Annotated in this window: 7 protein-coding genes; 4 read left to right on the plus strand and 3 right to left on the minus strand. The window is 56.7% G+C overall.

Features of this window, described 5'->3' with window-relative positions:
• The first annotated feature begins 34 nt into the window (after nt 1-34).
• Nucleotides 35-2,092, plus strand: a complete 2,058-nt coding sequence (locus tag KFE13_RS17845) for a DUF3857 domain-containing protein (RefSeq protein WP_260704945.1) — start codon at nt 35-37, stop codon at nt 2,090-2,092.
• Here KFE13_RS17845 and KFE13_RS17850 read toward each other — a convergent pair.
• Complete coding sequence (locus KFE13_RS17850; protein ID WP_260704946.1) at nt 2,037-3,701, minus strand: hypothetical protein; 1,665 nt, start codon at nt 3,699-3,701, stop codon at nt 2,037-2,039. The two genes, KFE13_RS17845 and KFE13_RS17850, sit on opposite strands and share 56 nt — an antisense overlap.
• A gap of 251 nt (nt 3,702-3,952) precedes the next feature.
• Here KFE13_RS17850 and KFE13_RS17855 point away from each other — a divergent pair, with 251 nt between their 5' ends.
• Both KFE13_RS17855 and KFE13_RS17860 read left to right on the plus strand, forming a co-directional pair.
• Entirely contained in the window at nt 3,953-4,975 is a 1,023-nt protein-coding gene (locus tag KFE13_RS17855) for a lysylphosphatidylglycerol synthase transmembrane domain-containing protein (protein ID WP_260704947.1), read from the plus strand.
• Nucleotides 4,976-5,016: 41 nt separating this feature from the next.
• A complete protein-coding gene (locus KFE13_RS17860) occupies nt 5,017-7,020 on the plus strand; it encodes an arginine--tRNA ligase (protein WP_260704948.1) in 2,004 nt (667 codons plus the stop codon).
• A gap of 58 nt (nt 7,021-7,078) precedes the next feature.
• On the opposite strand, the gene KFE13_RS17865 is transcribed toward KFE13_RS17860, so the two are convergent.
• Both KFE13_RS17865 and smpB read right to left on the minus strand, forming a co-directional pair.
• Nucleotides 7,079-8,635: a leucyl aminopeptidase gene (locus tag KFE13_RS17865; protein ID WP_260704949.1), complete on the minus strand. Its 1,557-nt coding sequence runs from the start codon at nt 8,633-8,635 to the stop codon at nt 7,079-7,081.
• A gap of 157 nt (nt 8,636-8,792) precedes the next feature.
• Nucleotides 8,793-9,335: an SsrA-binding protein SmpB gene (smpB, locus tag KFE13_RS17870; protein ID WP_260704950.1), complete on the minus strand. Its 543-nt coding sequence runs from the start codon at nt 9,333-9,335 to the stop codon at nt 8,793-8,795.
• 209 nt (nt 9,336-9,544) lie between these two features.
• Here smpB and KFE13_RS17875 point away from each other — a divergent pair, with 209 nt between their 5' ends.
• A complete protein-coding gene (locus KFE13_RS17875) occupies nt 9,545-12,091 on the plus strand; it encodes a cohesin domain-containing protein (protein ID WP_260704951.1) in 2,547 nt (848 codons plus the stop codon).
• Nucleotide 12,092 lies beyond the last annotated feature (1 nt).

Here is a 12,092-nt window from a genome sequence, read left to right on the forward strand (position 1 = left end):
GCAATTGCTGTACCTGAAAGAAAAGGATTCAGATATGTACGGAATCAATCGTCGCGTTATCTACACGACACTGGCGGCCTTAGCCGCTTGTATTACGCCTTTCCTCCACGCCGCCGATCCATGGATTGCTCCAACTCCTGAAGAGCTATCCATGAAATCCATCCCTGAGGTCCCGGGAGCAGCCGCAGTCTACCTCAACCGTGAAGAGATCACCGAGGACAAGCTCCATATGTGGAGCGTCTATGTTCGCCTCAAGGTGCTGACGGAGGAAGGGAAGAAGTATGCCAATGTCGAATTGGGGTATGGCTCCTCCAACAGCGGTGGTGGTTATACCGTCAGCGATATTGCCGGGCGTACCATCCACCCTGACGGGACCATCATTCCGTTCACCGGCAAACCGTACGAGAAGCTCATTGAAAAGACCCAGGGCTACGAAGGCTATAAGCACATGGCTAAGGTCTTCACCATGCCCGACGTCGAGGTCGGCAGCATCATCGAATACCGCTACGCTTTACGCTACGACGATCACTACTTCTTCTCGCCAAGTTGGTATATCCAGTCTGAACTTTATACTCGTAAAGGCCACTATCTATGGAAACCAACGAGTGAGCAGCTTGTCTCCAGGCACGGTAGTCATGAACAACTCACGAATTCCATTGGCTGGTTTCCCGTTCTTCCTGCAGGTACCGAGCTTAAGCAAACTCGCCTTCCACCCATGGGCATGCAGGATGGTCAGTTGCTCCTCGATTTGAACGTGCACGATATTCCTCCCGCGCCGAAGGAGGAGTTTATGCCGCCCATCTCCAGCTTTACTTATCGTGTATTGTTCTACTACTCGCCCTACCGCAGTGGCGAAGAGTACTGGAAGAGTGAAGGTAAAGACTGGTCCAAAGAAAGAGATAAATTCATCGGCCCAGGACCGAAAGTCTCCGCTGCTGCCCATGACCTGACGGCTCCTAATGACACACAGGAGCAAAAGCTGCACAAACTCTACGCTGCCGTCATGCAGATGGAGAATACGGATTTTACTCGCGAGCACGATCGTACCGAAGATAAAGCTGCGGGTCTGCACGATGTGAAGTCCACCGAAGATATCCTCGATCGCAAACGCGGTTCGGGCGATCAGCTCACGCAGCTCTTTGTCGCTCTTGCCCGCGCCGCAGGTATGAAGGCCTACGTCTTCGCCGTGACCAATCGTAGTCGCAGTATATTTGTCCCCAGCTATCTCAGCATGTCACAACTCGACGACCTCGTTGCCATCGTCACTGTAAATGGCAAGGACCAGATGTTTGATCCGGGAACCCGCTACTGCCCCTATGGCCACCTCGATTGGAAGCACACCTTTGCCGCTGGCATTCGCCAAGTGGATGGAGGAACGGCCACGGCTGAATCTGCTGGCGAACCCTATACAGCATCGCACGTCACACGCGTCGCCGATCTCGTGATGGATGAACATGGCGAGGTCACCGGGTCGATCAAGATAACCTTTACCGGAGCGCCAGCAATTGCGTGGCGTCACAGCGCTCTTTCCGGTGACGAGACCAGCCTCAATAAAGAGCTGAAGACCAGCCTTGAGCATCTCCTCCCCGGAGGTGTCGAAGTCAAGGTCGGTTCCATCCAGAACCTTACAGCTTATGAGGAGCCTTTCATTGTCAATTACAGCATCAAAGGGCCCATCGGTGCTCCCACGGGCAAGCGCCTCTTTCTGCCGAGCGATATTTTCGTAAGCAACGAGAAGGCTACCTTCCCGCACGAGAAGCGTGAGATCGCCGTAAGCTTCCACTATCCCAGCTACATGCAGGACGCCGTCCGAATCAAATTTCCTGCCAGCATCAAGATTGAATCCGTTCCAACTAAAAATGAGCAACAGTTCCAGAAGTATGCCGTCTATTCCATGACGTCGGATTCGACAACGAACTCAGTTACGGTGCGGCGTAATCTCGCTATTGCTGAGATCCTCTTTATGCCGAAGGAGTATCCCGACCTGCGTTCCTTCTATAGCAAGTTCGAATCGAAGGATCAGGAAAACATCGTCCTTACCGCTGCGCCTGCTGGTGTGTCTGATGCAAAGCCTGCTGGCGCTGCAAACTGAGCCTGTCGCTGTCTGCCGAAGCCTCGTTCGGCAGACGGCATACCTTTACCGCCGCATTGGCGTAATCGCACGAAAATCCGGTGACTGCGTCACGCTTCAAAACCACCCACTCCACTCCCTTGGGCGCAAGGGATGCTAACCGCTCCCGATCACTCCGTTCGCTCAGTCTCTCCTGCGCATCTTGACCGGCTTTCCACTCTTCCGTCAACGCAGGCGTAATGGCTGCTTCGCCCCCGTCCTTTGAGTAGTCCGGTAGTGCGCTTCGTTCTGCAATCGCGCGAAAACATTGTGCGTCTTCGCCTGGCCTTGTAATGTAATCCGCATCTAGCGCAAATACGGCATTCTTGGGTGTGTTCTGTCTGACCCATTCAAAGGCCTGCGCCCAGGCATTCACCGGTTGGCTGCCAAATTCCATCAGCTCGATATGCGCCGAAGCTGGGAAGGTCGCGCGCTCGGCAAAATACATCATCGTGGCCAGTACGGCAAAGACACCCGCCCACCGTAGCGTTCTTCTTCCCATCCACCGCGCCAGAGACGCTCCCAGAAACAAGATCATGACGATATAAATCAGCTGGAAGATTCGCATCGGTTGCAAACGTGCCACGATGTGGGTTGCAGATCCTTCACGCGCAAATAGCAAGGCAACTACCAGAGCGATCGACCCGGCTGTAACGCACATCTGTGTCAGCGCCCATCGCTCCGAGTGTGTTTTTGGCTCGCGCCATGCAAAGAAGCCAAGGATCGCCAGCGGGGCCACCGCACCGACCACTTCATACCAGCGCCATGCGCTTAAAAACCAGTAAGCGCGTGACATCGCAACGCTATGATAGGCCACACTTTCCGGCTGTGCGACGGCCGTGAGCCCAGCTGCAACCAAAATCGCTGCTGCTCCCAGCGCTATGATGGCCGCTCTTCGCGTGGTACGGCTCTCCGGCATCGTTGTGCTCAGTGTCAACACGCAGCCAAACCCGTATGCAGCCATCAATGGATGCGCTAGTCCCGCAACAGCCAGCGTTACGACAGCGAAGGCAAGCCTCGACCATCCCCAGTGCTCACTGCCATTCCGCAGGGAGCGCAAAAAATCAATCGCGCACACCAGCGCCAGCAAAGTCAGTGGAGTCGAGATGCTGCGAGCCGTCACATATGGGTCCATCAGCATCAACGAAGTCCCGGCCACAGGGAGGGTCAGCCAGACAGCGAGCAATGCTACTGCGCCTGTTCTTTGTCGCAGCGAGACAAAACATCGCCGTGTCAGCATCCAGGCGGCCCATAGGGTAAGCCAGATGCTGGCCAGGTGCACCAGAAGCAACACAGCCTCCAGCCGTATCCCCGTTGTTCGAACCATCCACGCCATTGCTGGAGCAAAGGCGGAAAATCGCAGATGCCCCAGCACGAACTCAGGACTGCTTGCATATAGCGATGGATCCAGCACCCGTTTTACGCCGGCCAGATATAAGCCGCCGTCTTCGGCATAAGGGTGAAATCCGTGGATAAACAATGCGGCAGCCGTCAGCCCTGTAATCAGGCCCGCGGCATAGGCCCGGTTCTCTCGTGTCAGCTCTTGATCTGGGATTTTCGCTGAATTTTTTTGAAACAGTACCGATGTCACCAAAAAGTGTGCTCCTGGCGCGGATTGAAAATCTAGGCCTCAATCACAGCGGCTTAGTTCAATCGCCGCCAAGTCCTGCATTCGGTTCATATTTCACGGAGCACAGCTAGACATCTCTTACATTCTCTGATGCTTAAGACGCACGATATACATCGTTGGTCTACATTCAAAGCTAAGAATCATAACGTTACAATAAAAATGTCTATGGGTTTTCATCTGTTGTACCAATCTAATCCTCCCCACAGGTCTCAATGACCCAGCCGCGCAGCCGAAATCTCTTCAAAACCATCCCTGGCCTTCTCGTCAGCGCCTTCTTCCTCTGGTACACCTTCCGCGGTATCTCCTTTGACGAGATCCGCTCCCTGCGCCTCGCCAATCCTGCCTGGGTCTTCGGCGTCCTCGGCTTTACCCTTGCCAGCTACACCCTGCGTTGTGTTCGCTGGACCCGCATGATGCGCTCTACCGGTGCCCGCTTTCCTGTGTGTGCTCGCGTCTTGATGACCTCGCTTGCCGCCAACAATATCCTGCCGTTCCGTATTGGCGACATCATGCGCGTCTTTACCTACGCTGGTGACCTCGGAGCGTCTCCTTCCGTGATTCTCTCGACGGTCATCCTCGAAAAGCTCCTCGACATCTTCGTCCTTGTGCTCCTCTTCGTTGCCTTCATGGGCAAAAACGTTAACCCACACTCGAGGCTTACTGCCGAAGTTCTCCTCGGAATCTCTTCCGTGGGGTTGCTTATCCTGCTGCTCGGCGCACGCATGCTTGAGCCCGTCATTCAGCGTTTTTTTGCCCGTTTCCACAAAGACCCCGGCCAAACTTCGAAGTTACACAAAATTGAGCATTGGCTCCTCCTGGCTCTCGACTGCATCCGCCAGATCGGCATCGCCGGCTCGCTCCTCCTCCTCCTCCAGTCGTGCATCATCTGGGCTTGTGAAGGCATGATCTTTGTCTCTGGAGCCCGTCTTATCGATCTTGCCGTCGATCACATCGGGCCATGGCAAGCCGTCTCCGTGGCCAACCTCTCCTATCTCATCCCCAGCTCCCCTGGAGCAATCGGTACCTTCGAGTGGGCTGTCAAAACCTCGCTTGTCTCCCACAGCGCTAACGAGCCGCACGCTGCCCTCTACGGTCTTGCTCTCCACGCGTGGCTGCTCATATCTGTAACTGGGGCCGGAGGCATTATCTTCCTCCTCCATCGCGTCCGCATTCACAATCGCACGCCGCTGCTCCAGGAGATCGAAACGCTCCCACGCGAACTGCCGGATGCTTAGGGAACTACAGCTTCCTCACGTAAACTAGAAAGACAACCAGCATGTATCGCACAATTCAGCAGTCGCTCACTGCCCGCATTCAGGCCATTCTCGCCTCGAAATACGACGTCACCCTCTCGAGCCTAGCCGTCGAGCAACCTCCATCCATCGCTCTGGGGGAACTCGCTTTGCCTGTAGCGTTCGAGCTTGCTAAACGCCTGCGCAAAGCCCCCCGCGCTATTGCTGCGGAACTCGCAGCCGAGCTTTCCGTGCAGCTCCCCGAGGGCATCACCTCTGTCGAGGTCGCCGGTGCCGGCTACCTCAACATTCGCCTCGACCGTGCCTTCGTTGCCCGCCACATCGCTCAGGACAAGCACGCTGATATTGGCGGTCCGGGGTTCCGTCTGGTCGAACATACCAGCATCAACCCCAATAAGGCCGCTCATATTGGCCATCTGCGCAACGCTATTCTCGGGGACAGCTTTCAGCGACTTCTCCGTTCTGACACCTACAAGTCCGGCTATCAGGTCGGCGTTCAGAACTACATCGACAACACCGGCGTCCAGGTGGCCGACGTTGTCGTCGGTCTCGTCCATCTGGAAGGCAAGGATCTTGCTGCAACAAAGCAACTCCTCGCTGACCTTGCAGTCAAAGGCGAGCGCATCGACTTTTATTGTTGGGATCTCTACGCCCGCGTCTCGCAGTGGTATACAGCTGATCCTGCCCAAGTTGAAGCGCGCAAGCAGATTCGCCTTCGGACCCTTCACGCCCTCGAAGAGGGAGGCAACGACACTGCTACAATCGCGGATCTTATTGCTACTGCCGTCCTCCGTCGCCACCTCGAAACCATGGAGCGTCTCTCCATCGAGTACGACTTCCTTCCTCGCGAGAGTGAAATCCTTCACCTCCATTTCTGGGACGCCGCCCGTCAGCTCATGATCGACAAAGGTGTCCTCTACCTCGAGACGGAAGGCAAGAATAAAGGTTGTTGGGTGATGCGCCGCGCCGGGAATGAAGCCGAGCAGGAAACGGATGGCCCGGACGAGGATGCCAAGGTCATTGTCCGCTCCAACGGTACTGTTACCTATGTCGGCAAAGATATCGCCTACCACCTCTGGAAGTTTGGGTTGCTTCCCGGTAAGGATTTCGGTTACCAGAAATTTCACCAGTACCCCACGCACATGTGCTGGATCTCTACCGATGGTCCCAGCGACGAAGGCGCGCCCAGCTTTGGCCATGCCGACGCCATCTATAACGTCATCGACTCGCGCCAGAACGATCCGCAGAACAACGTTATTGCTGCCCTCCGCGGCATGGGCTTTACCGAAGCCGCCGATCATTACACACACTTCAGCTATGAGATGGTCGCGCTCACGCCGCGCTGCGCCATGGATCTCGGCTACCCCATCAGCGAAGAAGACCAGAAGCGTGCCTACATCGAGGTCTCCGGTCGTAAGGGCTTTGGCGTCAAGGCTGACGATCTCATTGATCGACTCACCGCAGCCGCGCGTACCGAAGTCGATGCCCGCCATGCTGACATCCCCGAAGCCGAGCGCGCAAAGATTGCCTCGCAGATCGCAGTCGGGGCCCTCCGCTATTTCATGCTGCGCTACACGCGCAACACGGTTATTGCCTTCGACTTCAAGGATGCGCTCAGCTTTGAAGGCGAGACCGGTCCCTACGTGCAGTACGCTATCGTGCGGGCGGCTAATATCTTCCGCAAGGTAGGTACCACTGCCGAGGCTGCGCTTACATCGCTCGCCCATCTTGATATTGCCCCCATCCTCAACTCCGAGGAGGGAACGACGCTCTGGGAGACCTGGCTGCTCACCTCACGCCTCACCACGCTCATAGAGCAGGCTATCGCCACCTCCGAGCCGGCCTACCTCGCCAAGTACGCTTTCCAGCTCGCGCAACAGTTCAATAACTTCTATCACCGTCATCACATCATCAACGAGGAAGACGCGACGAAGAAAAGCCTCTACCTCGCGACCGCCGCTGTTGCTCAAAGAGAGATGACTCGCGCCCTCGGCTACCTCGGCATCGAAGCCCCGGAGCGTATGTAGTTTTTCCCAAAAATGAAAGGGCGTCCAACGGGACGCTCTTCTTTTTGCTTGAACTGGCTTAAGCCGAATACGTTCGCACCCACTCCACAATCGAACGCACAGCAATCCCGCTTGGGCCCTTTGCCAGCCACGGCTTCAGCTCTTCGTTCCACGCGCAACCCGCGATATCCAGATGCACCCACGGCGTGTCGCCCGCGAACTCCCGTAAGAACATCGCGGCTGAGATCGCACCACCCCAACGCGATCCTCCCGTGTTCATAATGTCCGCAATCTGGCTCTTGATCGTGTCCTTGTAATCGTCGGTGCAGGGAAGCCGCCAAAACTTCTCTCCCGATACGTTCATTGCGGCGAGGAACTTCTCAAACACGCTTTCGTCGTTTGCAAACAGCCCCGCATTGATCATTCCAAGAGCCACGACGCACGCGCCCGTCAGTGTCGCTGCATCGATCAGATGGGTGCAGCCCAGCGTTTTCGCATAGTGCAGCCCATCGGCCAGCACCAGTCGCCCCTCGGCATCCGTGTTCAGCACCTCAATCGTTTTGCCTGACATCGCCTTCAGTACATCGCCCGGCTTATAGGCCCGTCCGCTCGGCATGTTCTCTGCCGAACAGACAATGCCAATTACCTTGACCGCTGGCTTCAGCTGCGCAATCGCTCGCATCGCGCCGATCATGGCTGCTGCTCCGGCCATGTCGTACTTCATCTTTTCCATGCCGTCGGCCGGCTTGATTGAGATGCCACCTGTGTCGAACGTAATGCCTTTGCCTACCAGTCCAATCACCGGAGTATCCTTCGGCAGTATCTTGCCTTTCTCCGGCTTCGGCTCATATGTCATGACGATCAGGGCCGGTGGCTCATATGATCCCTTCGCTACTGCATGGAATGCACCCATCCCAAGCTCCAGAAGCTTCTCCGTCGAGTAGACCTCGCACTTCAGGCCCACCTCGTCGCACATTGTTTCTGCGCGCTTGCCCAGCTCCGTTGGAGTCAGCACATTGCTCGGCTCATTCACCAACGCACGGGCAAAATTCTGCGCCGAAGCGATAACCCGGCCTTCCTCAAAGCCAGTCTGGATCTCCTTCTTTGTTGTTTCTTCAACTTCTCTGGCCACTACTGTCAGCTCGTGCACCGAGCGGTCTTTCCTGTCGCTCCGGTATGTATCCCAGTCCAGTTCGCCCACCAGAGCGCCCTCGACAATAGAACGGCTCAACATCCGGCCAGGAAGCGTCTCCAGGTGCTCGTCGTCCAGAGCGTAGTCCTCAGGAAGCGCAATCGCCATCTCGCGTATCCCGCGCGGCTTAGCCGACCGGACAGCTGTCCCTGCACCCTTTCGCACCTCGTCCACCGAGAGCGTTTTGGCCTTGCCCAATCCCACCACAACGAGCCGCTCGGCCTTCAGGCCACCCGGCGAATGCAATAAGAGCTGTTCTCCGAGCGTTGCTTTAAACTCGCCTGAAGCTAAGGACGGAGCCGCAGCATTACTCACTGCATCCGAGGTTGTCAGCAGCGCTACCAGCGGATCGGCGTCCTTCCCCGTAGCGACATCCACCGCAAACACTGCAAGCATCGGCGTAGCCAGGCCCGCCGGATCCTGAAAAATAAGCTTCGTCTCCATGGTCTTATCCTAGCGCGAGTTGCCCGTGCGGAACCCTACAACTGAAGCATTATCAATCATTCACAGATTTTTTAAATGCTTGTGACACAACCTGTCATCCCCACCCTGAAGGAAGAGGGAGCTGCATCTTTTTGCATCATACCGGATTCAGCCTGGACTATCGCCGCTGTCCCCTGGCCATAGCCGCTCGAGCTTCGCGGTCTGCCTCGCGCTTCTTCTCTGTCTCGCGCTTGTCCCAGTCCTGCTTACCTTTAGCCAGTGCCAACTCACACTTGACGCGTCCATGGCGGAAGTACAGCCGCGTCGGAATCAGTGTGTAGCCCTTCTGCTTCGTCAGCCCTTCCAGCTTGCTGATCTCCCGTTTATGCAACAGCAGCTTCCGCGTGCGCAGCGAATCATGGTTCATCGTGTTGCCATGCGAGAACGGCCCGATATGCGCATTCAGCAAAAAACACTCTCCATCCTTCAGCAGGCCGTAGGAGTCCTTCAGGTTGGCATTCCCCTCGCGGATCGACTTGACCTCCGTTCCACGCAGGGCTACGCCGGCTTCAAACCGGTCCGTTAGAAAGTAGTTATGGCTGGCAGCCCGGTTCACCGAGGCATCTCTTTCCCCCGAAGCTACCGGGTCGCGGTCCTTGGGCTTGGCTGCCGTAGACTTAGGCTGATAAGCGGTTGTCGGGTTGGAGAGTGAACGAGGCATGAATCTTCTACTTTAACAGGTGACGGCCCGCGCCACCACACTTCCAGCCTGGGCGAAGCCGAAGGACCTGTGATTTACTCCCGCCGTCTTCAGAATCCCTATCGCTCATCCCACCATCGGGTTACTCACCCCACGGACTGGCTTTCGTCTAAGCCTCAGGGAAGGACTCAAGGCTTTCACTGCTCAATCAAAGGAACTTCAAGCCCAGAATGCTATACTCACCCGAGCGCGACAGCCTGGCAGGCGACGCCTTTCCAGGAACTCGCCTCGCCCGCGGCTCAGGCGTATTCTCTGGCTCACGGCTCACTCTTCAAGGCTATTTAAAGGAAGCAGACAGACACAGAATGGGTCGCGGCAACAAGACAGTCCTCTCGAAGCTCTCCCTCCTCGCCGTCGAGGCGCTTTCAGTTATCGTGCTTATCCTTCTCGTCTCCGGCAGCTCTCCGGCTGCGCACGCCCAGTCCGCAGCGAAGTGGAGCAAGCGAGGCATTGAAGCCGAAGCTCGCCAGGACTGGGATACCGCCTACGAGGACTACAAACACGCTACGGAGAAGAAGCCCAAAGAGCTGCGCTACAAAGCTCAGTTTGAGCGCATGCGTTTCCAGGCCGCTGTCTCGCACGTTGATCGTGGCCGCGTCCTGCGCCAGAACGGCGACCTCAATGGAGCACTCGCCGAGTTTACTCGCGCACTCCAGATCGATGGCGGTAATCAGGCTGCTGCCCAGGAGCTAGAGCAGGTTCAGAAGGAGCTTGCCGCTCCCCCCACGCCTGCTTCCGCTGCCAGTACATTGTCGTCTCCAGGTGTTGATGCAGGCTCCCGAGATTACGCTACGCTCGCTGGCCCTATTGAGCTCAAGCCCGTATCAAACGATCCGCTTACACTTCATATGGTTGAGGATGTGAAGAACATTTATCAGGCCATCGGCAAGATGGCTGGTCTCAATGTCATCTTCGACCCCGATTACACCTCGAAGCGTATCCCGGTTGACCTCAATAACGTCTCGCTCGCCGATGCTCTGCGTATCGTGGGGGTTGAGGCCGGCACTTTCTACAAGCCCGTAACCTCTAACACGATCTTTGTTGCGCAGAACAATCAGACCAAGCGCCGCGACCTCGACGAGATGGCCGTCCAGACCTTCTATCTCACCAACGCCTCACAGCAGGCCGATGCCAACGAGGTTCTTACCGCGTTGCGCAACCTGATGGACCCCAGCACCAAAATCACCCTGGTTCAGTCGCAAAATGCAATCGTCGTGCGCGCCACGCCCGACCAGCTTCTTCTTGCGCAGAAGCTCATGGGTGATATCGACCGTGCCCGTCCCGAAGTCGTTATCGATGTGGCCATTCTTCAAGTCAATCGTGACAAGACGCGCAATCTCGGGCTCACCCTCCCGCAGTCCATTACCATTACCCCGCAGGCATCGCCAAGTTCCACCAGCTCTTCAAGTTCCAGTTCTTCTAGCTCGACCACCACACCATCCAATTTCACGTTGAACTCGCTGGCTAATATCAACGCCACTAATTTTGGTGTGACTATTCCCGCAGGAACGCTTACCGCGCTGCTCTCTTCCTCCGACACACGCATCCTGCAGAATCCGCGAGTACGCGCTAGCGATGGCCAGCGTGCCGACCTCAAGATCGCTCAGAAGATCCCCATCGCCACCGGCTCCTATAATGCCGGCGTCTCCACTGGTGTTGCCAGTATTGGTGTGCAAACGCAGTTCACCTATCTGGACGTCGGCGTCGAGATCGACATTACGCCCACTGTTCACTATGACCGCCAGGTAACCCTCAAAGCCAAGCTGACGGTTTCTTCGCAGCAGGGCTCCGTTACAATCTCCGGCGTAACCCAGCCCATCATCGGTCAGAACACCGTCGAGCAGGTGATTCAGCTTAAGGAGGGTGAGCCCAGTATCCTGGCTGGCCTTGTTACCAAGTCGGATACACGCAGTACCGCTGGAACGCCGGGCCTCAGCGAGCTTCCTCTCTTCAAGTATTTCTTCGCTACCAATAACAAAGACGTGCAGGAGAACGAGATTATCTTTCTCCTCATCCCGCACATCGTCCGCGAATCCGTCCTTACGCGCATGAACACCCGCGCTATTGATACCGGTACCGGCCAGTCCTTCGAGCTTCGTCAGGATCCCACCCTTGGCGATCTCAATATCCCTGTCAGACCGGCTGGCGCGCGTTCCACTACGACGCAGCCCACATCAGCAGCCAATGCTGCCAACGCAGCTGCTCTTGAGATGAAGCAGCAGGCTGCTCCGCTAACGCCGCCCGCTCCAGGAACCAATCCAGCAGCCAATCCGGTATCGCAGCAACAAGCCGCACCAACCGGTCCGCCCGTCAGCCTCTCCGTAGCACCTCCGGCTGGCAACCAGGCTGTTGGAAGTACCTTCCAGGTTTCCGTCAATGCCGCTAACGCGCGCGATCTTTATGCCGTGCCGCTGCAGGTCCAGTTCAACCCTGCCGTCCTTCAGCTGGTAAACGTTGACGCGGGCGACTTGCTCTCACGCGATGGACAGGCAGTCTCTATCGTTCATCGTGACGAGGGCAACGGTCTGGTTACCATCTCCACCTCGCGGCCGCCCAACGTTCCTGGAGTCAACGGTCAGGGAAGCATCGCCACCCTGACCTTCAAGGCGGTCTCCGCAGGAGACTCCAACCTGGCCCTCGTCAAGGTCGGCGCGCGCAACAGCTCGCAGACCAGCCTGCCCGCCGTAGGCTCTCAGGCAACGGTGCATGTCAAGTGAT

Origin of the sequence: Edaphobacter flagellatus (assembly GCF_025264665.1) — a bacterium.
Taxonomy (GTDB): Bacteria; Acidobacteriota; Terriglobia; order Terriglobales; family Acidobacteriaceae; genus Edaphobacter; species Edaphobacter flagellatus.

Bases quoted from the DNA above. Each gene is read 5' to 3' on its own strand.
- KFE13_RS17875 (WP_260704951.1), top strand. From the start codon at position 9,545: ATGCTATACTCACCCGAGCGCGACAGCCTGGCAGGCGACGCCTTTCCA.
- KFE13_RS17855 (WP_260704947.1), top strand. From the start codon at position 3,953: ATGACCCAGCCGCGCAGCCGAAATCTCTTCAAAACCATCCCTGGCCTT.
- smpB (WP_260704950.1), bottom strand. From the start codon at position 9,335: ATGCCTCGTTCACTCTCCAACCCGACAACCGCTTATCAGCCTAAGTCT.
- KFE13_RS17865 (WP_260704949.1), bottom strand. From the start codon at position 8,635: ATGGAGACGAAGCTTATTTTTCAGGATCCGGCGGGCCTGGCTACGCCG.
- KFE13_RS17845 (WP_260704945.1), top strand. From the start codon at position 35: ATGTACGGAATCAATCGTCGCGTTATCTACACGACACTGGCGGCCTTA.
- KFE13_RS17860 (WP_260704948.1), top strand. From the start codon at position 5,017: ATGTATCGCACAATTCAGCAGTCGCTCACTGCCCGCATTCAGGCCATT.